The 25,187-nt window shown below is 61.5% G+C and carries 16 protein-coding genes and 1 pseudogene; 9 read left to right on the top strand and 8 right to left on the bottom strand.

The window, feature by feature from the left end; translation table 11 throughout:
- Positions 1–231: 231 nt before the first annotated feature.
- Positions 232–1,818: an EAL domain-containing protein gene (locus ACF8GB_RS10165; RefSeq protein ID WP_392526955.1), complete on the top strand. Its 1,587-nt coding sequence runs from the start codon at positions 232–234 to the stop codon at positions 1,816–1,818.
- A gap of 33 nt (positions 1,819–1,851) precedes the next feature.
- Positions 1,852–2,739, top strand: coding sequence for an EamA family transporter RarD (gene rarD, locus ACF8GB_RS10160; RefSeq protein ID WP_058605022.1), 888 nt, complete (start codon positions 1,852–1,854; stop codon positions 2,737–2,739).
- On the opposite strand, the gene ACF8GB_RS10155 is transcribed toward rarD, so the two are convergent.
- Positions 2,702–4,273 (bottom strand): TerC family protein, encoded by a 1,572-nt coding sequence (locus ACF8GB_RS10155; protein ID WP_392526953.1) that lies wholly within the window; start codon positions 4,271–4,273, stop codon positions 2,702–2,704. The genes rarD and ACF8GB_RS10155 overlap by 38 nt on opposite strands.
- Positions 4,274–4,558: 285 nt before the next feature.
- On the opposite strand from ACF8GB_RS10155, the gene ACF8GB_RS10150 reads away from it, so the two are divergent.
- Positions 4,559–5,140, top strand: a complete 582-nt coding sequence (locus tag ACF8GB_RS10150) for a LysE family translocator (RefSeq protein WP_392526966.1) — start codon at positions 4,559–4,561, stop codon at positions 5,138–5,140.
- A 10-nt stretch (positions 5,141–5,150) separates the two neighbouring features.
- On the opposite strand, the pseudogene ACF8GB_RS10145 reads toward ACF8GB_RS10150, so the two are convergent.
- The 3 genes and pseudogenes from ACF8GB_RS10145 to ACF8GB_RS10135 form a co-directional block, all read right to left on the bottom strand.
- Positions 5,151–5,920 (bottom strand): annotated as a pseudogene (locus ACF8GB_RS10145) (helix-turn-helix domain-containing protein).
- Between the two features lie 36 nt (positions 5,921–5,956).
- The gene (locus ACF8GB_RS10140; protein WP_392526951.1) at positions 5,957–7,087 is read right to left on the bottom strand and encodes a glycosyltransferase 61 family protein; all 1,131 of its coding nucleotides are present in this window, start codon (positions 7,085–7,087) and stop codon (positions 5,957–5,959) included.
- A gap of 66 nt (positions 7,088–7,153) precedes the next feature.
- Positions 7,154–8,302 carry a hypothetical protein gene (locus ACF8GB_RS10135; RefSeq protein WP_392526950.1) on the bottom strand — a complete coding sequence of 383 codons (1,149 nt, stop codon included), beginning with the start codon at positions 8,300–8,302 and terminating at the stop codon, positions 7,154–7,156.
- 314 nt (positions 8,303–8,616) lie between these two features.
- On the opposite strand from ACF8GB_RS10135, the gene ACF8GB_RS10130 reads away from it, so the two are divergent.
- From ACF8GB_RS10130 to ACF8GB_RS10120, 3 genes are all read left to right on the top strand, one after another.
- A complete protein-coding gene (locus ACF8GB_RS10130; RefSeq protein WP_392526948.1) occupies positions 8,617–12,426 on the top strand; it encodes a dermonecrotic toxin domain-containing protein in 3,810 nt (1,269 codons plus the stop codon).
- 141 nt (positions 12,427–12,567) lie between these two features.
- A complete protein-coding gene (locus tag ACF8GB_RS10125) occupies positions 12,568–14,187 on the top strand; it encodes an NADP-dependent glyceraldehyde-3-phosphate dehydrogenase (protein ID WP_058637767.1) in 1,620 nt (539 codons plus the stop codon).
- Positions 14,188–14,245: 58 nt separating this feature from the next.
- A complete protein-coding gene (locus ACF8GB_RS10120; RefSeq protein ID WP_392526947.1) occupies positions 14,246–15,427 on the top strand; it encodes a hypothetical protein in 1,182 nt (393 codons plus the stop codon).
- A gap of 9 nt (positions 15,428–15,436) precedes the next feature.
- Here the strand turns inward: ACF8GB_RS10120 and ilvA are convergent, their stop codons facing one another.
- The 4 genes from ilvA to ACF8GB_RS10100 all read right to left on the bottom strand — a co-directional run bounded on the left by ilvA (position 15,437) and on the right by ACF8GB_RS10100 (position 19,698).
- On the bottom strand, positions 15,437–16,996 hold the full coding sequence (gene ilvA / locus ACF8GB_RS10115) for a threonine ammonia-lyase, biosynthetic (RefSeq protein WP_392526946.1): 1,560 nt from the start codon (positions 16,994–16,996) through the stop codon (positions 15,437–15,439).
- Between the two features lie 179 nt (positions 16,997–17,175).
- Complete coding sequence (locus ACF8GB_RS10110; protein WP_392526944.1) at positions 17,176–17,607, bottom strand: PACE efflux transporter; 432 nt, start codon at positions 17,605–17,607, stop codon at positions 17,176–17,178.
- Between the two features lie 81 nt (positions 17,608–17,688).
- Positions 17,689–18,996, bottom strand: a complete 1,308-nt coding sequence (locus tag ACF8GB_RS10105) for an ATP-binding protein (protein ID WP_058637771.1) — start codon at positions 18,994–18,996, stop codon at positions 17,689–17,691.
- Positions 18,997–19,002: 6 nt separating this feature from the next.
- Positions 19,003–19,698: a response regulator gene (locus tag ACF8GB_RS10100; protein ID WP_078478582.1), complete on the bottom strand. Its 696-nt coding sequence runs from the start codon at positions 19,696–19,698 to the stop codon at positions 19,003–19,005.
- Between the two features lie 208 nt (positions 19,699–19,906).
- On the opposite strand from ACF8GB_RS10100, the gene ACF8GB_RS10095 reads away from it, so the two are divergent.
- The 3 genes from ACF8GB_RS10095 to mobA all read left to right on the top strand — a co-directional run bounded on the left by ACF8GB_RS10095 (position 19,907) and on the right by mobA (position 24,868).
- Positions 19,907–21,091, top strand: a complete 1,185-nt coding sequence (locus ACF8GB_RS10095) for an efflux RND transporter periplasmic adaptor subunit (protein ID WP_078478581.1) — start codon at positions 19,907–19,909, stop codon at positions 21,089–21,091.
- Between the two features lie 11 nt (positions 21,092–21,102).
- Positions 21,103–24,231: a multidrug efflux RND transporter permease subunit gene (locus ACF8GB_RS10090; protein ID WP_392526943.1), complete on the top strand. Its 3,129-nt coding sequence runs from the start codon at positions 21,103–21,105 to the stop codon at positions 24,229–24,231.
- Between the two features lie 61 nt (positions 24,232–24,292).
- A complete protein-coding gene (gene mobA, locus ACF8GB_RS10085) occupies positions 24,293–24,868 on the top strand; it encodes a molybdenum cofactor guanylyltransferase MobA (protein WP_145257444.1) in 576 nt (191 codons plus the stop codon).
- The last annotated feature ends 319 nt before the right edge of the window (positions 24,869–25,187 follow it).

Here is a 25,187-nt window from a genome sequence, read left to right as displayed (position 1 = left end):
GCACGGAATGCCCCGCACACTGCGCGCGAGGAAGTCGCCGATGATCAATCTGAAGCCAGGGTATGTCATAGGACCCGTACTCAGCAGGTGTGACTCCTCTGAAACAAAGGAGCCTTATTGTTTTTTTCGTAAATCGATTCTACACAGCGTAATTTGTTTTGTCCCGCATTTGTTCCTCGCCCCTGGGCATAGGGCTATGCTTTGTAGCGTCTCCCTCGATCAGTTGCCACTATGCCCCTTTCTAGAAAATCGCGCTCAGGCTTCGGCTGGCGAACCCTGCTGCCCTGGATGGTCGGCGCATTCCCTATCGCATGCGGCATCGCCGTGATGAACTGGCAGATCGAGCGTGATCTGCAAGCTGGCAGCCGAGCGTCTGCCCAGCAGGTCATGGAGCACGTCGAACGCATCCTCGACGGGGCCTCGCGTACAGCGATCGCGTTGCTGCCCTCTGCGGGTACGCCGTGCACCGAGGCGCAGCTTCTGTTACGGGGCGAAGTCACCCGCAACGCCTTCATCCGCTCGACCAACCTGGTCAAGCAGGATCGACTGTACTGCAGTTCGTTGTTCGGCGCGTTCGATGAACCAGTGACAGCCAGCGACTATGTCGATGGGCACCTGTGGTTGATGGACGGTAATTCCGTTACACCTGGGCATCCGCTGCTGGTCTATCGCGCCAGTGACAAAGACCGCGCGGCGATCACCACGGTCGATGGCGATCATCTGCTGATGGCGCTGCGACTGCTCGGTGCAGGCCATGCGCTGTACCTGCGCGTGGGAAACGCCTGGATGGGCCGAGACGGCATTGTTCACCAGGGGCCAGCCCCGGTTGCGACAAGCGCCCCTGTGTTCATCGCGTCTGCACACTATCCGTTCAGCGTTGAAGGCGGCTACATGGCGTCCCAGTCGAGCCGGCTTTGGCGCAGTCACTATCTGGCGCTTCTAGGCTTGCTGGCGGTGCTGGGCGTTCTTGCCGGCGTTGCCTGCCACTGGCAGATCCGGCGGGCTACCTCGCCGCGTGCCGAACTGCGCAGGGCGCTGGAAGCCGACGAGTTCCTGCCCTATTTCCAACCGGTGGTTCGTCGAGGGGACTACCGCTGGGCGGGTGTGGAAGTGCTTATGCGCTGGAATCACCCGAGCGAAGGCCTGGTAAGGCCCGACCTGTTCATTCCCTATGCCGAGCACAGCGGCCAGATCGTGGCGATGACCCATTCGCTGATCAAGCACACGGCGAGCAGCCTGGCGCCCTACGCCGCCCTGATGGATGACGGATTCCACATCGGCATCAACATCACGGCCGACCACTGCCGCAGCCTTGAGCTTTTGGATGATTGCCGCGCATTCCTGGCCCACTTCCCACCAGGTCGGGTCATCCTCACGCTGGAGTTGACCGAACGCAAGTTGCTCGAACCCTCGCCCACGACGCTTGAGTTGTTTGAGCAGTTGCATGAGATCGGTGTAATGATCGCCCTCGATGATTTCGGCACGGGCCAGTCGAGCCTGAATTACCTCAGGCAATTCAAGGTGGATTACCTGAAGATAGATCAGAGCTTCGTTGCCCTGATCGGCGGGGACGCGTTGTCCGTTGCCGTTCTCGAAACCATCATCGAACTATCGGTCAAGTTGGGGCTCGGCATCGTGGCCGAAGGCGTCGAAACGCTAGTTCAGCGCGATTACCTCGAGCAGCACGGGGTTCACTTCCAGCAGGGTTATCTTTACGCCAAGCCCATGCCTGCCGCCGAGTTTCTGCAGACGCTGGCGGCGCAGCCTGCCGCTTCGCGGTTGCCGCAACGCACGCCCCCTGAGATCATGCGCGGCTGATCTCAACGCTCATCTCCTGTATACGAGGCACTTGTGTCAAAAGGGATTGTTACATCAGTCACGGCGTCCTGCCTGTTCGCCGTGATGTACTTTTATACATCGCTGCTCAAGCCACTGGACGGCGAGGAAATCTTCGGTTGGCGCACGCTGCTCACACTGCCTTGCCTGACGCTGTTCATGCTGGTGTCCAAGGACTGGGCAAGGGTGGGCGAATTGCTGCGCAGGGTCAGACGTACACCCCAGCTGCTGCTGGGTATGGTGGGTACGTCCTGGCTGATGGGCGTGCAACTGTGGCTGTTCCTGTGGGCGCCGCTGCATGGACGCAGCCTGGAAGTGTCGATGGGTTACTTCATGTTGCCCCTGGCCATGGTGCTCACGGGCCGATTGGTCTACGGCGAACGATTGTCGCACTTGCAGAAGATTGCAGTGGGCTGTGCAGCACTTGGGGTGGGCCATGAACTGTATCAGCACGGCAGTTTCGCCTGGGAAACCCTGGTGGTGGTTATCGGCTACCCGATCTATTTCGTGCTAAGGCGCCGCTGCGGCACGGATCATCTAGGCGGGCTGTGGTGCGACATGTGCCTGCTGTTGCCTTGGGCCATCTATTTCGTGGTGCAAGGGCCGCTCTCCAGCGCCGACATGCAGGCCCATCCAGGCCTTTATGTACTGATCCCCGTGCTGGGAGCGATCAGCGCGTCTGCGTTGATCGCTTATGTCCTGGCCAGCAGGCTATTGCCGTTTAGCCTGTTCGGGCTGCTCAGCTACGTCGAGCCGGTCCTGCTGGTCGGCGTAGCCTTGCTGTTGGGCGAAACCATCGGTCCAGACCAATGGCTCACTTACCTGCCCATCTGGGCTGCCGTGGTGGTGCTGGTCATCGAAGGGTTCAAGCACATGCTGCGTCACCGTCGGCGTTCGGTTTAAGCCGCACCTGACGTACCCGGCGCTCTTCCACAGCCTCGACGATCAGCGTCCAGCCGTTCCAGGCAATACGATCACCTACCACCGGAAGGCGATCGAGCAAGCTCATCACCAGGCCCGCCAGGGTCTGGTAGTCCTCGGTCGCACGAGCAGCGAAGCCCGTTCGAGCCTGCACCTGGGTCAGGTTCACTGCGCCACTGACGACAAAGCCCTCGCTGTCCTGAATGATCCCAGGCCCTTCGACTTCACTGGCGTCAGGTAGCTCACCAGCGATGGATTCGAGAATATCGGTCATGGTCAGCACGCCTGTGAAATCCCCGAACTCGTTGACCACGAAAGCAATGTGGGTGGACTGGCTACGCATCTGTTCGAGGGCATTGAGGATGCTGAAACTGTCCAGCAGGTTCAACGGGGCGCGGGCCATGCCCTCCAGGTCAGGCTGATTGCCCGACAGCAGTTCCTTGAGCATTTCTTTCTTGTGCACGAAGCCTAATGGCTCGTCCACCCGACCATCACGAATCAGCGGCAGCCGCGAGTAAGGCGAACTGATCAAGGCGTGTGTGATGGCGTCGGGCGGTTGAGCCAGATCAATCACGTCGACTTCCGAGCGCACGGTCATGACTGTCCGGATCGGGCGCTCGGCCAAGTTCAGCACGCCGCTGATCATGACCCGCTCGCGGCGATCGAACAGCACCTGTTCGCCATTGCCCTCTACCATGTCGGCGATCTCTTCCCCGACTTCGTCAGCTTCGACGCGACGACCGCCGAGCAGACGCAACACCGCATGCGCCGTACGCTCACGCAGAGGCCGACGCTGCTGCAGGCTGCGCTTGCGCCGAGCCCTGGCCAGCTGATTGAACAGCTCGATCAGAATCGAGAAGCCGATTGCTGCATACAGATAGCCTTTGGGGATGTGGAAGCCCAGGCCTTCTGCGGTCAGGCTGAAACCGATCATCATCAAAAAGCCCAGGCACAACATGATGACCGTCGGGTGGGCATTGACGAAGCGGGTCAGCGGCTTGCTGGCCACGATCATGATACCGATGGAGAAAATCACCGCGATCATCATGATGGACAGGTGTTCGACCATGCCCACGGCGGTGATCACCGCATCCAGGGAGAAGACCGCATCGAGCACCACGATCTGCGCAACGATTGGCCAGAAGGCCGCGTGACGTACGGGGCCGCTGGTCTGGGCGACATGGCCCTCGAGCCGCTCATGCAATTCCATGGTCGCCTTGAACAGCAGGAACACACCACCAAAAAGCATGATCAGGTCGCGCCCCGAGAAACTCTTGTCGAACACCTCGAACAGTGGCGCCGTTAGCGTGACCATCCAGGAAATACTCGCCAGCAGGCCCAGGCGCATGATCAGCGCCAGGCTCAGGCCGATGATGCGCGCGCGGTCGCGCTGATGAGGGGGAAGTTTGTCAGCCAGGATGGCGATGAACACGAGGTTGTCGATACCCAGCACCAATTCCAGGACGATAAGCGTGAGCAGGCCTAGCCAGGCCGTCGGATCAGCCAGCCATTCCATTAGCGGATACTCGTAGAGATTGAGGGGTTTGAACGATGTGGCCAGCAAGGCCGGGGACTGGGAGGCTCCGCGAAGGTGCTCATAGTGACCTGAATAACAATTAGGGAAGATGATCCTACAAGCACAGCAGGTTTTCTGGTAAGCGCAAAACTATTACAAACCGTTAGCAACCTATGCCCGTGTGCAGCCGGTGCGTTCACCGGCGCCGGGTGGGCACTTTTGTTCAATACCGGACTGACGTTGTGGCTGGATGATGCCCGGCACATCACCCGTGAGTACTTTGCCATGAATCTAGCATTGTCCATGGCCGCCTTCGCACTGGCGGCCTCCATTTCGCCAGGCCCGGTTAATGTAGTGGCCCTGGCCAGCGGCGTTCGGCACGGCCTTCCCGCCAGCCTGGGCCACGCAGCAGGCGCGACACTGGGTTTTTGCGCGCTCCTGCTGCTGGTGGGCAACGGCCTGCATCAGCTACTGGCACATTGGGCGCCGCTACAGGGTGTGCTCCAGGCCGGGGGCGTGCTGTTTCTGCTTTACATGGCCTTGCGACTCGCCAGCGACGACGGCGCACTGGGCGCCACTCATACCTGCGCGCCCCCTTCAGCGTGGTGCGGGGCAACCATGCAGTGGTTGAACCCCAAGGCGTGGCTTGCCGCAGTGGCCGGGGTGGGCGCCTATGCAGCAGGCGAGCAACAGGCGTTGTGGGTCTTTACAGGGATATACGCACCGATATGCTTCGTGTCCGTGGCCTGCTGGGCTTGGGCGGGCAGCGTTGCAGGCCGGCACCTGCAGAGCCCGCGCCCGCTGCGCCTATTGAATCGTACGCTTGCTGCGTTGTTGATCGCCAGCGCAGTAGGGCTGGTCATATAGACTCTGCGGCTTACCGATAATGCCCGGGGGTGGCCGCCAGATGCCGCTTGAATGCCCGCTGCAAGTGCGACTGATCGGCAAAGCCCGCGTGCTGGGCTGCCTCGGCGATCGATTGCCCGTGGCGCAAGTGCGACCGGGCCAGTTGCACACGCTGATCGAGCAGGTAACCGTGCGGCGTCAGGCCGAAGCGCTTGCCAAAGGCACGGATCAGGTAGCACGCGACAAGCCGCAGGCCGTGGCAATGTCTTGTAGCGTTAGCGGATCGCTTCGGTGGGCGCGGATGAACGCTGCGGCCGCCTCAAGGCGCGGGTTGAGCGCAGCCTCAGGCGCCGGTTCATGGTCGAGGAAGCTGGGCAGGTCGCACAGCATCGATATAAGGCCTTGCTCACGCTCGGCCGCATCGGGGTCAAACAGCGTGGCGCATACCGATAGCACCTGCTGATACAGGCCTGGGGCTGCGCTGTATCGTTGGCTCGGCCAGGTAAAACCTACCGATGCCAGCCACGGCGTGTCGATGAACAGCATGATGTATGACCACGGCAGACCCGACACAGGATTGCACGCGTGAATCACGCCCGGATTGATTAACACGGTGCTGCCGGCCGCAACCTCGAACTGTTGGTTACCGCTGACGTAAGTACTGCGCCCGCCGGTGATCACCCCGAGCGAAAAGCTCTCGTGGGAGTGGGATGCGTGGCACACCTGGCGCCCGTCTCCCACCACACGCGCCTCGACGAAGGGCAGTGCCGGATCACGCCAGAACCGAGATACCTCAAGCATCGTCGCTTTGCCCCCATCCCCTGGAATCGGCCTATACTACACCGCCGGAGACGGGAACAGGTCCAGCGTTCGCTCCACTTCCTGGATGTCGATACGAAAGCCGTCCCCGTCGGGCAAGCCAACCACGAAGCCGAAGTGCTGATGGTCGCGGTCGGTGAGGTACTTGTAGTAGCTGACGAAGCGGTTCGGCGGCTGCAGGGTCAGCAGGCACCCGCCCGCCTCCAGCACGTTCACGCCGTGAACCAATTGGCTCCCCTCCACCCCGATGACCACATGCGCCCCGGCGCAGGCTGCGACGATCGAAGGCACGTCGCTTTTCAACGGATCGACGACGCGAAACCCCCGGGTGACGCGCAAGTGTTCAGCCAGTGCCAGTTCGTTGCGCAGCAGGCGCAGGTCGCCGTCGCCGCCGCGCAGCAGAAATACGCCTGGGTGCGAGGCGTGGGCCACATGCGCACGAAGCTTGTCGCCCATAGCCCGATACCGGGCATGACGGTCACGGTTATTGCTCTGGTCATCGAACAGCACCAGTTCGCGGAAGAACGCCGTACGCAGGCGATGCGGCTGCATGCCAAGCCATGCTTCATAGGCAGGGGCCTGGGTGAAGATCGGGTATTTCACGGAGGGCGCGGTGGTGACGGGCATGCCCTCGTTGCAGGCCAGCGCGTAGGTCGGGCAATCCTCCATCAACCAGGTGCCGAACCACGCATTGCCGTTATGCGTGCAGTAGATGGCCCCGCGATCGATCTCATGCTCAACGCTCAGGGGCGCAAACGCGCTATGCCGGTGCGACAGCCACTGGGCAGCCTTGCCCTTGTACAACGCGCCGTCGATCAACCACACGTCCCTGCACAAATAGCCGCGGGTCGGCCCATGCGCGGTCCGGATGCCGCCTTCCATGGTCGAGCGCGGATGCACGAAGGGATAGAACCGCTTGCCTTCCCAGCCCGTGACGCGCTCGAGCTGGCCTGGCAAAAATATCGCGGGCGGGGTAATGGACATTTCACCCGGCGCAATGTCCCACGAACGCTCGGCAATGCTCCTGATATCTGGCGAGGCCTGCCTGAGCAGACGCTTTCGCAACATGTACTGATAAGCAGCCAGGGTCCATAAGCGCGACGACGGGGCCGCGGGCAAAGTGCTGGGCTGCAAGCTATCACCTGCCATTGAACGTCTCCACGCGAAATTGTCGATTAAGGTGGCCGCTTGGCCCGTGCGTTGCCTGTACCGCAATCAGGTACAGGTGATGATCTCCATTGCCGGCGCTGATGGCAGGCCTGCATAACGCTGCTTGAGCGCCGTGACCAGCTGATCGCCCGCCTCCGCGGCACCATACAAGTAGATCTTGCTGAGCCCGCCAAAGACCATTTCGTGATAACGGCTGGCCAGCGCCTGCACGCTCGCGCCGTCTGGCACGCCAAGGTGCAGCGTAAGCTTGTCACTTTCGACTGCGAACAATGGCGTCTCCCACAGAAAATGGGCGATGCCGGATTTGGGCAGGCGCACGAAGAGGTGGGCATGGTTGCCAAGTGAGTCGATGTCGCCGCCTCTGCGACGCTTCCACCTCAACAGCCCGTCGTCGGGCCGCGCCAGACACAGGCCAATGTCGTAGTAATCGAAGCCCTGCCCAAGCGCCCACTCCAGCGCCATGTAAGTCGTAATAGAGTTGACTTCACGCAGACGCTTGGCATTGGAGAACACCGCCTCGCAGTAGCCGAAACGCAAAGTGCTCCAGTAGCGCTTGCCGTCGCGAACCACTTCACAACCCAGGTGACAACCGATCACGTGATCACCCTGGACGATGAGGTCGAGCCTGCCGACCTGCCTGGCGATCCTGAAGACTTCATCGGTCGGTATTTGCGACGCAAGAAGGCCCTTGCGGGCTGTGGCATAAGGGCGCAAGAACTCCCGGTCCGCCATCTCGATGTCCTCGTCAGACACCGCCTGGCGCATGTGATAAAGGGGCCGGTGTTTGCGAATGCTGCGGCGCAACTCGCTGTCATAGCGCGCGGTTATGTCTTCTAGGGGGCGCCCCAACGGCACGACAGCACTCACGTAGTGAGGCACCGTCAGAGCACCCGCGGTAGGAACTTCGCTCACCATCACTACTGGACGTCGGGCGTTTGGTACAGGGCTGATCACTGAAGAGAGGGGGCTGGACAGTCCGCTCATCAGCAACTTTGCCATGTCGCGTTGCTGTTTGCGGCCCACATAAAGGATGTCATGGGCACTTTCGTGTTGTAGGCGAAACCGACTGATTTCCCAACGCCAGACACAGGCACGGGCGGCAATCTCACGGGCCTGGGTTGCCAAGTGCCGTAACCGATATCGCTGGGAGGGTGACAGTGAGCGACGAGTCACTGCCCAGAGCGTCTGTTTCATCAGATTCGACGTCCATTGTAGGTTCTGCGTTCTTGCAGACATATAAAAAGCCGAAGCACGACTAACCTATTGATTAATAGGGCATTGCATTACTTGAGGTTTCACATTCAGTAACAATTTAAGGTGCTATTAAAGTGTTTGGCAAGTAGCGAGCCTCTATAAAAGCCATATGTTTTATGGCGCCAATAATCCACGGCGCAGCCCGGTCGCGATTGGGTCAAGCTATGAGTTATAGCGCCTGGTAATAACCCAGTACCACCGCATCAAATACCCATGACGTGTGATAGCGCCTCAACAAAAGGAGCTCGCGCCACATGTCTGAAAGCAACTCACTGTCACCGACAACTTTGCCACATTGGGCTGCACGGGCCACCGCGCGTCAATGGCAGGCCCTCAAGCACACGCAACAACCCCCTTGGGAAACCCAAGACTGGTTCTGCAATGCCCCACCGGATCTGAGGGAAAGTGTTGCCGCCAGTCATCGGCGATTGATCAACGCGCAGGCAGCGCTGGGTCGAGCGATGCGCGGCCTGGAACAAGTTGCAGAATTCGCAGAGCGTGCCGTGCAGCAGGGCTTGCAGGCGCAAGGTTTGAATGTGGACTTGAAAGCCTGCGAGTTGCTGCGCGTCGAGCAAACCTGGCGATGGGTCGGCCTGCGCTATGTTTATAGCCACCAACGGGAAAACATCGTAAGGGCAGCACTGCAGAACTTTGCCGAGGATGAAGTTTTCTCTTCCCAGAGTGCAATCGCCCTGAGCAAGGATATTCACATCACGCCCGTCAGGGTGACAGGCACCGCGCCGATTGGCATGCAAGTGCCGAATGCACAATTTTCCATCGACTCGGAACGCTACCATGTAACTGCGTTGCCCCTCACGCCAGCCGCTTTCGCCGTCATGATGCGAGCGCTGGATTTGGGAAGTGCCTACCAGGCTCATCTGCAAAGGTATTTCGACAGCCCGGCGGTAAAAACGCACATGTTGCAGGTGTTCAAAGCTCGCCTGCAGATGGCGGCGGATCTGGCTGTGCTTAGGCACTTGATCAGCGGCAGCGCCCGCGATGACCTTGACCGCCTGTTACAGGGCGAGCCTTTGCCATGCTGGCGGCTGAGCCTGTTCGGCACCGTCCTGTACGAAGTCATGCTGATCGACCTGGGCCAGGCCGGCCTAGGTGTGTACCTGCCCAGCCACGAACCTGCATTGCGTAGCTGCAAGGACCTGGCAGCCGTGCATGAAGCGCTGGCCATCTTGCTGCTCGAGCCAGCAGCGCGTGAAGCGTTCGCAGGGTATGTAGCCCAAGACCAACGCGGCCACTTCTTCGATATGTTGCAGCAAAACCTGGACGCGAATGGCAATACCCCACTCGATAGCCCCTGGGAACGCGCCGTGGGCGCTGACCTGCGCCCGGCCCGTCAACCCATTGAGGGGGATCCATTTAGCGACTGCTATGTCCGGCACTGGGCACGTCTGCAGCACGAAGCCAGTCTGCTCGCCGTTCCCACCGCACAGTTTGACGCCAATGCCAGGGCCCAACGTCTGGCGACGTGGGAAAGTCGCGGCTGGGACCTGCTCAACATCGCCAGCTTTTTCGTACCAGCGGTGGGCACCTTCATGTTGGCCGTCACTGCTTGCCAGCTCCTGGACGAAGCGTTCGAAGGTTATGAAGCCTGGGAAGCCGGCGATCGTCATCTGGCGCTAGAGCACATCGAATCGGTTGGGATCAACCTTGCGTTGCTAGGCGGTTTCGCCGCAGCAGGACACGCGTTGCCGCGACTGTTCGGCAAACTGCGCGGTACGGCGCTGCAAGAGGTACGTGGCAGCGATGGCACATTCAGGCTCTGGAACCAGGACTTGGCCCCCTACCGTTCCAATGAAGCGCTGCCAACGCAGTTGCGGCCCAACGCGCTGGGCCAGTACCTGCATGACGGCCGGTACTTCATCAAGATGGACGGACACCTCTATGAGCAGCGGCTGGAGCCTTCACTGTCGCGTTGGCAGATCGTCCACCCCGAGCGGGCAGATGCCTGGCAGCCACCCCTTGAGCACAATGGTCAAGGCGCCTGGCGCGCCCACCACGAGCAGCCAGGCGATTGGCCGCTGGCAACGCTGGTGAAGCGCCTGGGTGAGCCGTTCGAGGCATTTACAGCAGAGCACATCCAGCAAGCGTGCGATGTGACTGGCATTGACGCCGACAGCCTGCGAGACCTGCACCTTCGCGGGCAACCGGCGCCGCCGTTACTGCTGGATGTTCTGCAACGGCTGCGCATTAGCGCCGAATGCCCTTCGATGAACGCACAAGACGCGTCGCAGTGGTTCGAGCAGCGCTACAGCCCAAGCATGTCGCACGCCCCTGGCGTGGACCGCTTGCTATCGACCTACCCGCGCCTCACGCCGCCGTTGGCCAGGCAACTGCTGGGCCGGTTGGAGGCAGGCCAAGCGCTGGTCTGGGAGCAAGAAGGGGCACTGCCTGCCAGCATTCGCCAGTCGGTCGAACAGGTGCACAGCGAGCTACCCCTGGTGCGGGCGCTGGAGGGGCTGGTCCAGCCGGCGCTGGCCAATGCCGACACCGAGCGTCTGCTATTCAGCGCGCTTGATGCCATGCCGGACTGGCCCGCCGATATACGTCTGGAATTGCGCGCCGGTAACCCTGACGGCCCGATCCTGGCTCATACCGGCGTAGGTCACCTCGTTCGTGTGATCAAATCAAGCCAAGGCTATGAAGGATTCCTTGGAGAGCGTCCTGCGCCCGGCATGGTAAGTATCGATATTTGCCAGGCCATCGAACAGGCACTGCCTCGCGGCCGTCGCGAACTGCTGGGTATCGAACATACGGATGGCGCCCATCTTCGCCACCGGGTGATGACATGGGCCAAGGCAAACCGTGCCAACCTCGCACCCAGGCTTTATGGGCAGCGCAGCCAGCGCCTGGCCACACGAGGCTGGTTGCGTGGCGGGCAGCCGCTTGAGCCACTGCCGGCAGCGCCACGCCAGACCAGCTCGTTGAGCGCAGCCTATCGACGTCTTTTTCCCACTGCGACCGACGCAGAGTTTGCCGACTGGCTCAATGAAGAGGAGGACGAAGACAACCTACATGACATGCGCTCGCCGACCCAGCGCTTGCGTGACCTGCAAGCCCGTCTTGAGAATTTGCGTCGTGATCTGGCCCAGTGGGCCGCCCCTAATCCCCAGCACCCACATCAGCGCCACCTTGCCGTGCGCCCTGTCATCAACGCCTGGCAACGGGTGTCGCGCACGGTGCTCGATGGCGGCGGTCGTCTATACAGCCTCGAACTCTCCGAGCTGGATCTGACGCATGAAGACTTGGCTAGCTTGCCGCTAACCGATGATTTCAATCACATCGAGCACCTGTCTCTGCGCGGGAACTCTGCACTCAGCCAGCTACCTGCGGCCTTCCACCAGCGGTTTCCGAATCTCAGGCGGCTACTACTTGGCGATTGCCGCTTCGACCACCTGCCTCGCCTGGCCTTCGGCCAGCAACTGCGCTGGTTGGATGTGGAACGCAACCGCATCACCTGGGACGCCACGGACCAGACTACCCTGCAAAGTTACTCCGGCCTGGCCGTACTTGATCTTAGTGAGAATCCGCTGGTGGCCGCGCCTGACCTGCGCCTGAATCCAGGTATCAGGTCGCTGTTCCTGTCAGGATGCTCGCTGACCGAGTTGCCACAGGGGTTAGCGCAATTAACGGAGCCGCTCACCGTCGACCTGACCGATAACCAGTTCGTGCAGCTACCCGACGGCTTCGCCCTGCCCGTTCATGTAGCCGACCCGCTGTCTTTGGAAAGCAGATGGCTGGCTGGGCCGATACTGAGCCAGATCGAAGCGTACAACGAAATCCACGACGTGGACCTGTTGGTGAATGAGGCTGACTACACCGACTTCTTTGAACAGGCCGGCCCACCTGAATTTGCGCTGTGGCGCCGCTTGCCACTGCAATACCGGCGCGACCTCAGGGCGCTGCTGGAGGCTGAGCCGTTCCTCACCCACCCCGAGCGAGCGCGCCGGGAGTTCTGGCGCCGGTTGGCCGTGATCGATAATGCAGGGCCGGACCGGCAATCCCTATTGGAACAACCTGCAGAGGGTCTATTCGAGCTCGACCTGTGACACCGTGATCACGCGCCGGGCGACCGGCGCACTGCTAAAGCGCTTGCTGTGCGCTGGTATTCTGACCGGGTCAGGCGCATGCTCGTCGCTGAACCGTTTCACTGTGCTAGACCCTTCTCGGCCATTGTGAGGTGCAGTTTCATGGAATCCTTGCTCGACAATCTTTATCCCAACGCCGCCGACGTTCCTCAAGCGTGGCAACTGGGTGCTCCGCTTGAACAACGTGACTACCTTGTGGGCGGTGAACTGCGCCATTGGGACGGACCGTTGGCCACAGTCCGTAGCCCCGTTTGGCTCAAGGACAACGGCCAGGAGCAACAAGTGGTGCTGGGCCACGCTCCGCTGCTCGACGCCGACACGGCCATGACCGCACTGGACGCTGCAGTTCAAGCCTATGACAAGGGGCGCGGAGCATGGCCGAACATGCGGGTAGCAGAGCGCATTGGCCATGTGGAAGCGTTCCTGGCGCGCATGCGCGAGCAGCGTCAGGCCGTGGTCAAGCTACTGATGTGGGAAATCGGCAAGAACCTTGCGGATTCGGAAAAGGAATTCGACCGCACCTGCGACTACATCAATGAAACCATCAATGCCCTCAAGGACTTGGACAGACGCTCCAGCCGCTTCGAGCTCGTGCAGGGCACCCTGGGTCAGATACGCCGCGCGCCTTTGGGCGTGGCGCTGTGCATGGGTCCGTACAACTACCCACTCAACGAAACCTTCACCACCCTGATTCCGGCCTTGATCATGGGCAACACCGTGGTGTTCAAGCCCGCCAAGTTTGGTGTGCTGCTGATCCGCCCGCTGCTCGAAGCCTTCCGCGACAGCTTCCCGCCTGGTGTCATCAATGTCATCTACGGCAAGGGCCGCGAGACCGTCAGCGCAGTGATGGCCAGCGGCAAGGTAGACGTCTTCGCCTTCATCGGCACCCACAAGGCTGCCAGCGATCTCAAGAAGCTGCACCCACGGCCCCATCGGCTGCGCGCGGCACTAGGCCTGGACGCTAAGAACCCCGGCATCGTGCTGCCCCGGGTCGATCTGGACAACGCCGTCGAGCAGGCCCTGACCGGCGCGTTGTCGTTCAACGGCCAGCGTTGCACGGCGCTCAAGATTCTGTTCGTCCATGAAGATGTGGTCGAGGCATTTCTCGACAAGTTCACGCGCAAGCTCGCCACACTCAAGCCGGGCATGCCTTGGGAGCCTGGCGTCGCCCTGACACCGCTGCCTGAACCCGGCAAGATCGATTACCTGGACGGCCTGGTGCACGATGCGACTGACAAGGGAGCACGGGTGGTCAACGAACACGGGGGGCGCAGCCGGGGTTCGTTCTTCTATCCAGCCCTGCTGTATCCGGTGTCGGCGCAGATGCGCGTGTACCAGGAAGAACAGTTCGGGCCGGTTGTGCCGATCGTCCCTTACCGCGATCTGCAGACGGTCATCGACTACGTTCTGGACTCGGACTATGGCCAGCAGCTGAGCCTGTTCGGCAACGATCCTGCCACCGTCGGCAGCCTGATCGACATCTTCGCCAATCAGGTCGGTCGCATCAACATCAATACCCAATGCCAGCGAGGCCCGGACACCTATCCGTTCAATGGCCGCAAGAACAGCGCCGAGGGTACTCTTTCGGTGCACGATGCCTTGAGGGTCTTTTCCATACGCACCCTGGTGGCAACGCGCTTTGAGGACGACAACAAGGCCTTGTTCAGTGACATCATCCGCAATCGGCGGTCGAGTTTCCTGACCACCGACTACATCTTCTGACGGTTGAAAGCGGCACCGCTTTGCTGGAAGCTTGAAGCTCATAGCACGGAGCCGCTCAATGCGTATCATCGACAAGACCGCCGCCCAGGTGCGCAGCCTGACGCCCGCCGAAGACGCGCTGCTGGTGGACTTTGCCACCGGCGGCTTGACCGGGCCCCGCCTGCTGCAGGCCAACCAGATGCTGATGAAGGTGCGCAACGCTAACCAGTGGCTGGCCTGCGATTGCCGCACCGATGCCCTGCCTGTGCTCAATGTCACCCTCAATGGCAACACCGGTACGTTGTTTCTCAAGAACAACCCTGGCACGGCCGAACATGCCCCAGGCTGCCCCTTTACCAAGGATGAACAGGAAGCGGCCGAGCGTGCACAGGCACCTGTCCAGCCGGTGGCCTGGCTGCCCCCCGATACGCCGCTGCGGCTGATCGGCGATTTTCGCACGGGCGCAAGCACAAGCACTAACGGGCCAGGTGAGCGCCGCGAACAACAGCGGTTGCTGGCCTTGTTGCTGACGTGGATCGAGACCAGCGGCCTGAACCTTTACGCCACGCATTTGAAGCAGGACCTGACCGGGCAATTCGCTCAACTGCGTGCTGTGGCCAGTCGCTATCCGCTGGTGGAACGGGTACCGGCCAGCAACTACCTGGAAACGCGCCTGGACATGAAGCACATGATGATGCTCAAGGCGCGTCTGCGTGAGGCCACGATCTTTGGCAATCACCGGCGTCATGGGCTACTGCTCGACTGCATCGACCAGATCAAGGGCCGCAAGGTCTTTCACTACCGAAGCGAAGACGGTTTCGATTTCCAGGGCCACCATCTGTACTGGGGTGGTCAGCGCACCTGCGGCCCGCTGCTGACGCTGGCACTCTATTCACCTATGACTCCCGGCAGTCACTTCTTTGAGCTGATCCACGTGGCCAGCGTACCGGTGCTATCGCGGGGCCATCTGTTTCCGGTCTATCGCGATGAAGAACGCGAACCGCTCAAGGCATTGGTATCGCTGGTGGACTGGATGGCCAGCAAGGGCGTCAAGGTGCAGATGCGCCGTCCGGTGGTTGGCGGGCAGCTCATGGATGAACTGGTGATGACGTCCGACCAAGACCGTGTTCTGTCCATATCGCTGCTTGAACAACCCATCGGGCCCGAGCCGGATACCGAGAACTTCAAACGGTATGCCGACTTCAAGAGCCCTGAAACCTTCCGCAAGTTCGTGGCCGGTTTCTTCATGCGCGAGCGATGAACCCCCGCCTCAGCCGAGGAACAGCCGATAAGCCGGGTTATCCGTTTCGTCCCAGTAGCGATAATCCATCTGGTCGAGCGCCACGAATAACCCGGCACGCTCATCGGCAGGCACTTGCAGCGCAGCGAACACCCGCGCATGGGCTGCACCGTGGTTGCGGTAATGGAACAGGCTGATGTTCCAGCGCTGGCCCAGGCGCTCCAGAAACGCCAGCAGTGCCCCGGGGCGCTCTGGAAACTCGAAACGCAGCACCTGCTCGTGACTGCCAGGCGCCAAAGGCCCACCCACGGTGTGGCGCACGTGCAGCTTGGCCAGTTCATTGTCAGTCAGGTCCACAACGTCATAGCCTTGTGCTTTTAAACCGCTCAACAGCTGATCGCGCGGGTCCTGCACGGGGTGCGTTTGCACTCCAACAAACAGACGCGCAGGTTTGCCCGGCTGGCAGCGGTAGTTGAATTCCGTGACTTGGCGCTTGCCCAATGCTTGGCAGAACGCCCGGAAGCTACCGGGCTGATCAGGGATGGTCACCGCAATCACCGCTTCGCGCTGTTCACCCAGTTCGGCGCGCTCTGCCACATGCCTCAACCGATCGAAGTTGATGTTGGCCCCGGAATCGATAGCCACCAGTGTCTGCCCGCCAATACCCTCACGGTCCACGTACTGCTTCATGCCGGCAACTGCCAGAGCGCCCGACGGCTCGGTGATCGAGCGGGTGTCATCGTAGATGTCCTTGATCGCGGCACACAGCGCGTCGCTGCTGACCGTCAGTACCTCGTCCACAGAATGCTGGCATAGCTCGAAGCAGTGGGCGCCCACCTGGGCCACGGCCACCCCATCGGCGAAGGTGCCCACATGCGGGAGCACCACCCGCTCGCCAGCTTGCAGGGCGGCCTGCAGGCAGTTGGCATCTTCCGGTTCTACCCCGATCACCTTGACTTCGGGGCGCAGGTATTTGATATAGGCTGCGATTCCGGCAATCAAGCCACCCCCGCCAACCGGCACGAAAACGGCATGCAGCGGCCCAAGGCACTGCCGAAGAATCTCCATGCCGACCGTGCCTTGACCCGCGATCACATCCGGGTCATCGAAAGGTGGCACGAATGTGGCTCCTTCCAGGTCGGCCAGCTTCAAGGCATGGGCCAGGGCATGGGGGAAGCTGTCACCGTGCAGCACCACCCGTCCCCCGCGGGCGCGCACGCCCTGTACTTTGAGCGAAGGCGTCGTGGACGGCATGACGATCGTGGCCGTCATGCCCAGGTGCGCGGCGGCCATGGCCACGCCCTGAGCGTGATTGCCCGCCGAAGCGGTCACTACGCCGGCCTGACGCTGGCGGGTCGTCAACCTCGATAGTCGCGTATAAGCCCCACGGATCTTGAACGAGAATGTGGGTTGCAGGTCTTCGCGTTTGAGCAGTACCCGATTACCCAGCCTGTCGGACAACCCTGCGGCCTCTTGCAGCGGCGTTTCGATGGCCAGGTCATAGACGGGCGCGGCCAAGATACGCCGAACCTGCTCGGACAGCAGTTGCTGAGGGGTGATTGCTCGCGGGGCGGAACACAGGTTGGACATCGTCGACTCCTTGGCCGGTTAACGGTGCCCAGGAGTCAGATGAAAAAAACCCGCCTCCAGGGCGGGTTCGGTGCATGCTCGCGCTAGCCCGCCAATCCAATGATGGCGGTAATAATGCTGGCGAAGGCAGGCTGATAGCGGTTCATGCGCCGAACGTTAGCCCGAGGGCTGGCCGCACGTCAACACTTGGCCTGCTGCGCCGACAACGGCACGTCAAAAACCTTGTCGAAGCCCCACTGGAACACGAAGGCGTAGACGAAGAAGAAGACGAACAGGGCCAGATTGGTCAAAAGCGCTGCCAGCAGGCTGACTTGCAACCAATAAGCCACCAGCGGCAGCAGGATGACCACCAGGCCACCCTCGAAGCCAAGCGCATGCAGCAAGCGGCGCAATAGTGTGCGCTTGCGCTGAGGCTGGCGCGCCTCCCAGCGCTCGAACACCCAGTTGTAGAGCATGTTCCAGCTCATGGCGACGCCTGACATCAGTACCGACAGCAGGGTGGACTGCGCCATCCCCGCCCCGAACGCCAGTTCCAGGGCGGGAGCGACGCACGCCACGGCGATGGCCTCGTAGAGAATAGCCTGGACGATCTTGCGGGCCTTGCCTTGCATGTTCAGCTCCCTGAATGACGACCCGACACGCTACAAGATCCCGCCGGTTAAAAGAAGAGGCTTACTACCAGGCATCAGGCATCAGGTCACCTTCCCGGCGGGCAAGCGAATACGGAACTGCGCTCCGCCCAATGGGGACTGGGCAACCGTCAAGGTCCCGCCCTGCCCCTCAATGGCCCGCCTGCTGATCGCCAACCCCAAGCCGAATCCACCCGTGCTGCGGTCACGGCTGCGGTCCAGGCGATAGAACGGCTGGAAGATTCGCTCACGCTCCTCGACGGGAATGCCAATGCCGTCATCTTCTACTGTCAGCAGGCATGCTCCGTCGGGCTCCAGGCGCAAGCGCAGCACCAGGCGCTGCTCGCAATAGCGCATGGCATTGCGCACCAGGTTCTGCACCGCTCGGGCCGTCAGACGCGGATCGAGCACGAAGCGTGGCAACTCGGCGTCGGCATGCACCTCCCACTGGATGCCACGCCCGTCCAACTCCTCGGCAAAGCTGCCTAGCACGCTGTCCACCAGCTCGAGCAACGACACCTCCACCCGCTCGCGCGCCTGGTCGGCATTGTACAAACGGCTGTAAGACAGCAACTCCAACACCAGTTCGTCCAGCTCTCGCACATGCCCGACCAGCTCCAGCAAACGCTTGCGGCTGGCCGGCGGCACTTCGTCAAATAGCAGCACCAAACCGAAATCCAAGCGTGTCAGAGGCGTGCGCAGCTCGTGGGACACGGCATTGAGCAACTCGCGCTGCTGATTGACATGGCGTTCAAGGTCGCTTGCCATGGTGTCGAACACCCTGGCCAGTTCGCCAATGTTCGAATGCGCCGAGATATGCGTGCGTTCGGACATCTGCCCTTGGCCCAGGCGCCGGGCAGTTTCCTTCAAGCGCTCCAAGTCACGCCAGTGCGGCCATACCCAGAGCAACAGGCAACCGAGCATCGCGGCCCCGATCAACACCGTCACGCCCCAGGACAGGACGTTGATGTCCAAAGGATCGGGCGGCGAATCCAGGCGTACCAGCCAATGGCTGTCCAATGGCGCCAGCAGGGTTTCGTAGTAGCCCCATTGGGCCAGGCGCACTGCCGACTCCCCCTGTGCCAATCGTGCGCGCTCCGTTTCATCCAAGCGGGCATGGTCAATACGCAGCAGCTGTACCTGCAAGGGCGCAAAATCGTCGGCAAGCGCCTGCGCCACGACAGGCCACTGGGACTGGGGAGCCTGGTGAAACTGACGCACGATCAGCGTCTGCACACCTTTGGTCTGGCTGAGGTTGTAGGCCATGAAGCGTTCCTGAAACAGCCCCACGATGGTGTCGGGTATGAACAGCAAGGCTCCGGCATAGGCCACGATGATCAGCAGATACAGCCGCACCAGGATCTTGAACATCGCGGCTTACTCCCACTCGACACGGCTGAACAGATAGCCTTTACCCCAGACCGTCTTGATCTTGCGTGCTTCGCCTGCGTTGTCGTCGAACTTGCGACGCAGTTTGGAAATGGCCACGTCCACCGAACGGTCAGTGCCGTTGAACTCGATACCGCGCAGCTGTTGAAGAATGCGGTCGCGATTGAGCACCACCCCGGCATTGCGCGCCAGCACGACCAGCAGGTTGAATTCCCCGGCCGACAGGTCGACAGGCTCGCCGCGCCAGGTGACGGTGCGCTCGGCCAGGTCGATACACAACCCACCTACCACGATCAGGTCATGGTCCAGCCTGGGTTCGTTACCGCTACGGCGCAGCAAGGTGCGCACCCTTGCCAGCAACACCCGTGGCTCGCACGGCTTGGTGACGTAGTCGTCAGCACCCATTTCCAGCCCCAGCACCTGGTCATGGCTGTCATCGCGGGCGGTGAGCATCAGGATTGGCAGGCATTGGGACTGATGGCGCAATTGACGACACACCTGCAGGCCGTCCATGCCTGGGAGCATCAGGTCGAGAATCACCAGGTCGGGTTTGTCCCGGCGATATTCGTCCAGCACGTGGTCACCCCGGGCGATGACCCGGACCACGAATTCGTTGCGTTGCAGGTAACTGGCGATGAGCTCGGCCAGGGCGCTGTCGTCTTCGACCAGAAGTATAGTGGGCATGGGTCGCTTGGCAGGCAGATATAGGGACTTGCAGCACTGCGGCTCGGCATGGCCAGGTGAGCGCTGCGTTATAGTGGCCCAAGCTTATAGAAACATCACGGTGCACAACCCATCGTTTCACACTTTTTCACACTCCCCGTACAGCTGTTAACAGCCAATCATGACCCGGGTGCCGTAGCATAGCGCAGATCATCAGCGGAAGATCCCAATGTCCGACACATTCACTGTTACCCTGCGCCGCATGGCGCTTCTGGCGCTTCTGGCGCTTGTAGGCTCGAGCCTGGGCGGCTGTAGCGCTAGCGACGAACCCGAACAGCAAGCCCCGGTCCCGCATGTGCGCGTCGAGACGCTGCAACTGCAACCGTTGGCCATTACCAGCGAGCTCAACGGCCGCATTCTGGCGCCGCGTACCGCTCAGGTGCGGGCTCGGGTGGCCGGCGTGGTGCTCAAACGGGTCTACCGCGAAGGTAGCGACGTCAAGCAGGGCGATGTGTTGTTCCAGATCGATCCGGCACCCTTCAAGGCCGACCTGGACAGCGCTCAGGCGGCACTGGCCAGAGCCGACGCCACCCGTTATCAGGCTCGCCTGCAAGAGCAGCGTTACCGCGAGCTGGTCAACGACAAGGCCGTCAGCGGCCAGGAATACGACAACGCCAAGGCCAGCCTGCTGCAAGCCAACGCAGCGGTGGCCGAGGCCAAGGCAGCCGTGCAACGAGCCCGTCTGAACCTGGGATACGCCACCGTCACCGCCCCCATCGCTGGCCGCATTGGCCGCGCCCAGGTGACCGAAGGCGCATTGGTCGGGCAGAACGAAGCCACGCCGCTGGCGACCATCGAGCAACTGGACCCCATTCATGTCGACGTCACCCAGTCAACCCGTGAGATCACGGCGCTGCGCAAGGCCTTGCGTGCCGGCCAGCTTCAACGGGTCGACGCAGACCAGGCCAGTGTCACCTTGATCGAGGACGACGGCAGTGCCTACCCGCTGCCTGGCAAGCTGTTGTTTTCCGACATCCAGGTCGACCCTTCGACCAATCAGATCACCCTGCGCAGCGAGTTCCCCAACCCCAACCTCGACTTGCTGCCAGGCAGCTATGTGCGCGTGCGCCTGGCCCAGGCCGTGCAAGCGCAAGGCCTGAGTGTCCCGCAACGGGCGATCCTGCGTGACAGTGCAGGCGTGCCGAAGGTGCTGGTCGTGGATGCTCAGTCTCAGGTCAGCGAACGGCAGGTGGTCCTGGGCAGCGTACAGGGCGACCGCTGGGTAGTGCGCGACGGCCTGGCTGCCGGTGACCAGGTGGTGGTCGAAGGCCTGCAACATGCCAAGGCAGGCGAACGTGTGCAGATCGACACCGCGCCCCAGGCCACCTCCGTCACCCAGCACACCGGCCAGTGAGGGCTTGATCGATGCCGCAATTCTTCATTGACCGCCCTATTTTCGCTTGGGTGGTGGCGCTGTTCATCCTGCTGGCTGGCGCCCTGGCCATTCCTCAGTTGCCTGTGGCGCAGTACCCCAATGTTGCGCCACCGCAGGTAGAGATCTACGCCGTATACCCTGGCGCCTCGGCGGCAACCATGGATGAAAGCGTGGTCAGCCTGATCGAGCAGGAGCTCAACGGCGCCGACAACCTGCTGTACTTCGAGTCGCAGAGCAGCCTGGGCAGCGCCACCATCACCGCCACCTTCGAGCCGGGCACCGTGCCCGACCTGGCCCAGGTCGACGTGCAGAACCGCTTGAAAGTGGTCGAGTCGCGCCTGCCACGCCCGGTTACCCAACAAGGGTTGCAGGTGGAAAAGGTGTCCACTGGCTTCCTGCTGCTGGGCACGCTCACCTCCGAGGACGGGAAGTTCGACGAGACCGCGTTGTCCGACATCCTGGCGCGCAACGTGATGAACGAGATCCGGCGCATCAAGGGGGTCGGCAAAGCGCAGCTGTATGGCTCCGAGCGCGCCATGCGCATCTGGATCGACCCGGCAAAGCTGGTCGGCCTGAACCTCACTCCCAACGACGTGGCCGAAGCCATCAGCGCCCAGAATGCGCAGGTAGCGCCCGGCAGCATCGGCGACCTGCCCAGCCCCGCTACCCAGGAGATCACCGCCAACGTGGTGGTCAAGGGCCAACTGACCACGCCAGAAGCGTTTGCCGCCATTGTACTGCGGGCCAATACCGACGGTTCGGTGGTGACCATCGGTGATGTAGCACGGGTAGAAATCGGTGCCCAGGAGTATCAGTACGGCACGCGCCTGAATGGCAAACCGGCCACCGCATTCAGCGTGCAGCTGGCCCCGGGTGCCAACGCCATGGAGACGGCCACACTGGTGCGCGCCAAGATGAAGGACCTGGCGCGCTACTTCCCGGAGGGTGTGAAGTACGATATACCCTACGACACCTCGCCTTTCGTCAAGGTCTCCATACAGCAGGTCATCAGCACGCTGTTCGAAGCGATGGTGCTGGTGTTCGCGGTGATGTTCCTGTTCCTGCAGAACCTGCGTTATACCTTGATTCCCACACTCGTGGTGCCCGTGGCGCTGATGGGTACCTTCGGCGTGATGCTGTTACTGGGCTTCTCGGTCAACGTGCTGACCCTGTTCGGCATGGTCCTGGCCATTGGCATTCTGGTGGATGACGCCATTGTGGTGGTCGAGAACGTTGAGCGAATCATGGCTGAAGAAGGCCTGGCGCCACGGGAAGCCACACGCAAGGCCATGGGCCAGATCAGCGGGGCGATCATCGGCATCACGCTGGTGCTGGTAGCCGTGTTCCTGCCCATGGCCTTCATGAAGGGCTCGGTCGGCGTGATCTACCAGCAGTTTTCGGTGTCCATGGCAGTTTCCATTCTGTTCTCGGCCTTCCTTGCCCTGAGCCTGACGCCGGCGCTGTGCGCGACGTTGCTCAAGCCTGTGAACCAAGGCGAGCATCATCAGCGCGGCGGTTTCTTCGGCTGGTTCAATCGGCGCTTCGAGGGTATGAGCAAGGGCTATGAGGGCTGGGTGTCCCAAGCACTTCGCCGCAGCGGGATCTACCTGCTGGTGTACGCCGTGCTGCTGGGCGTGTTGGGCTACGGCTTCAGTCAGTTGCCCACTGCCTTCCTGCCCACCGAAGATCAGGGTTACACCATCACCGATATCCAACTGCCGCCAGGCGCTAGCCGCATGCGGACCGAGCAAGTAGCGGCTCAGATCGAAGCGCACAACGGCGGTGAAGCTGGCGTGGGCAATACCACGGTAATTCTGGGTTTCAGTTTCTCCGGCAGTGGCCAAAATGCCGCGTTGGCCTTCACGACCCTGAAGGACTGGTCCGAACGTGGCGCCGATGACAGTGCCCAGTCCATTGCCGATCGCGCGAACATGGCACTCACCCAACTCAAGGACGCCATCGCCTTCGCCGTACTGCCGCCGCCGATTGACGGCCTGGGCGAGTCCACCGGCTTCGAATTCCGCCTGCAGGACCGGGGTGGGCTGGGTCATGCCCAACTCATGGCTGCACGTGACGAGCTGCTGGCCAAGGCGAGCAAGAGCCCGCTACTGACCAACGTGCGCGAGGCGTCCCTGGCCGAAAGCCCGCAAGTGGAGCTGGAGATCGACCGCCGTCAGGCCAATGCACTGGGGGTCTCGTTCGCCGATATCGGCTCGGTGCTGGACGTAGCCGTGGGTTCGAGCTACGTCAATGACTTTCCAAACCAAGGCCGCATGCAGCGGGTGGTTGTGCAAGCTGAGGGCGATCAGCGCAGCCAGGTGGAAGACTTGCTGAAGATTCACGTGCGCAACAGCGCCGGCAAGATGGTGCCGCTTGGCGCCTTTGTCCAGCCCCGATGGGTCAGCGGTCCAGTCCAGTTGACGCGTTACAACGGTTACCCAGCGGTGTCCATTTCGGGTGAGCCGGCAGCCGGACAAAGCTCCGGTCAGGCCATGGCCGAGATCGAGCGAATCGTGGCGCAGCTGCCGCCCGGCGTAGGGCTGGAATGGACCGGCTTGTCGCTGCAGGAAAGGCTTTCGGGCAGCCAGGCGCCGGTACTCATGGCCCTGTCGCTGCTGGTGGTGTTCTTGTGCCTGGCGGCATTGTATGAAAGCTGGTCGATCCCCACTGCGGTGCTGCTGGTGGTGCCCCTGGGCATTCTGGGTGCGGTGCTGGCGGTCACACTGCGCGGCATGCCCAACGACGTGTTCTTCAAGGTGGGCTTGATCACCTTGATCGGGCTTTCGGCAAAGAACGCCATCCTGATCATCGAGTTCGCCAAAAGCCTGGTGGACCAGGGCATGGAAGCCACCCAGGCTGCACTCGAGGCTGCCCGCCTGCGCCTGCGGCCCATCGTGATGACGTCTCTGGCGTTCATCCTTGGGGTGGTGCCACTGGCCATCGCCACCGGTGCCAGCTCGGCAAGCCAGCAAGCCATCGGTACGGGGGTCATTGGCGGTATGTTAAGTGCCACACTGGCGGTGGTCTTCGTACCGGTGTTCTTTGTCGTGGTGATGCGTTTGTCCGGGCGCCGACGACCACTGGAGCCTGGCCACGAGCCAGCCACGCGCGGTCACTGACTGGACAAGCGAAGCGTGAAGTGGGAGGGTTTCGGGCATTGACTGCCAGGAACCCTTTTTCATGCCTGCCACCCTGCCCCCTTGCTCTGTCCTCATGCTCGCCGGCGGCCGTGGCCAACGCATGGGTGGGCGTGACAAAGGGCTGATCGACTGGCAAGGCCGTCCTCTGATTGCCCACGTTCATGCGGTGGTTCGTGGGCTCAGTGATGACCTGATCGTTTCGTGCAATCGCAATCAGCAGGTATACCAGCGGTACGCAGAACAATGCGTGAGTGATGTCGAGGCCGGCTTCCCCGGCCCACTGGCTGGCGTGCTTGCCGGGTTGGCGGTAGCGCGGCACGGGTGGGTGGTGGTGCTCGCCTGCGATGCGCCACGGGTCGATCAGGTATTGATCAACGACCTGCGTCGCGCCGCCTTGGCGGCCAACAATGCCGCCATGGTCCGCCAGGGTGGGTATTGGCAACCGATGTTCAGCGTGCTGCCCCACGCCATCCTGCCACTGCTTGCGCAAGCCTGGAACGCTGGAGAGCGCAGTTTGCAGAGAGCCTTGCTCGGCTCGCCTGTAGCGGCGGTTGATTGCGCTGAAGAGGATTGTCGGTTGAATAATTTCAATAGCCCGCAGTGGCTTGAGGACTGACAAGGTGGCTGTCGGGGTTTTCCCGGTACGAAGAGCAACGGTGGGCTGTGGCGCGGCCCCAGGAATTTAGCTTCGCAGCATAGATTGCCGGGGCTGTCTCGCAACCTATTGCGGCCTGTCAGGCGCCCCGGCAATGTCGCACTTAAGTGCTATATACGTCAGCAGATATCGTGAATACTGTTCCGAATATAACTATTAAGCGCAACCAGACACCTCTACTCAAAGTTAAAACAGGTTACTGTTTCTTTTTGTGCTTCTGTTGATCTTGATCTTGATCTTGATCTTGATCTTGATCTTCGCGACTTCAGAAGGCCGAACG

It is taken from the genome of Pseudomonas sp. xss_4 (assembly GCF_043104125.1).
Classification (GTDB): domain Bacteria; phylum Pseudomonadota; class Gammaproteobacteria; order Pseudomonadales; family Pseudomonadaceae; genus Aquipseudomonas; species Aquipseudomonas parafulva_B.
The sequence above is the reverse complement of the archived record's forward strand: the minus strand, read 5'-3'. Positions and strand labels throughout refer to the sequence as shown.

Bases quoted from the DNA above. Each gene is read 5' to 3' on its own strand.
- ACF8GB_RS10165 (WP_392526955.1), top strand. From the start codon at position 232: ATGCCCCTTTCTAGAAAATCGCGCTCAGGCTTCGGCTGGCGAACCCTG.
- ACF8GB_RS10155 (WP_392526953.1), bottom strand. From the start codon at position 4,273: ATGGAATGGCTGGCTGATCCGACGGCCTGGCTAGGCCTGCTCACGCTT.
- ACF8GB_RS10150 (WP_392526966.1), top strand. From the start codon at position 4,559: ATGAATCTAGCATTGTCCATGGCCGCCTTCGCACTGGCGGCCTCCATT.
- ACF8GB_RS10140 (WP_392526951.1), bottom strand. From the start codon at position 7,087: ATGGCAGGTGATAGCTTGCAGCCCAGCACTTTGCCCGCGGCCCCGTCG.
- ACF8GB_RS10135 (WP_392526950.1), bottom strand. From the start codon at position 8,302: ATGAAACAGACGCTCTGGGCAGTGACTCGTCGCTCACTGTCACCCTCC.
- ACF8GB_RS10130 (WP_392526948.1), top strand. From the start codon at position 8,617: ATGTCTGAAAGCAACTCACTGTCACCGACAACTTTGCCACATTGGGCT.
- ACF8GB_RS10125 (WP_058637767.1), top strand. From the start codon at position 12,568: ATGGAATCCTTGCTCGACAATCTTTATCCCAACGCCGCCGACGTTCCT.
- ACF8GB_RS10120 (WP_392526947.1), top strand. From the start codon at position 14,246: ATGCGTATCATCGACAAGACCGCCGCCCAGGTGCGCAGCCTGACGCCC.
- ilvA (WP_392526946.1), bottom strand. From the start codon at position 16,996: ATGTCCAACCTGTGTTCCGCCCCGCGAGCAATCACCCCTCAGCAACTG.
- ACF8GB_RS10110 (WP_392526944.1), bottom strand. From the start codon at position 17,607: ATGCAAGGCAAGGCCCGCAAGATCGTCCAGGCTATTCTCTACGAGGCC.
- ACF8GB_RS10105 (WP_058637771.1), bottom strand. From the start codon at position 18,996: ATGTTCAAGATCCTGGTGCGGCTGTATCTGCTGATCATCGTGGCCTAT.
- ACF8GB_RS10100 (WP_078478582.1), bottom strand. From the start codon at position 19,698: ATGCCCACTATACTTCTGGTCGAAGACGACAGCGCCCTGGCCGAGCTC.
- ACF8GB_RS10095 (WP_078478581.1), top strand. From the start codon at position 19,907: ATGTCCGACACATTCACTGTTACCCTGCGCCGCATGGCGCTTCTGGCG.
- ACF8GB_RS10090 (WP_392526943.1), top strand. From the start codon at position 21,103: ATGCCGCAATTCTTCATTGACCGCCCTATTTTCGCTTGGGTGGTGGCG.
- mobA (WP_145257444.1), top strand. From the start codon at position 24,293: ATGCCTGCCACCCTGCCCCCTTGCTCTGTCCTCATGCTCGCCGGCGGC.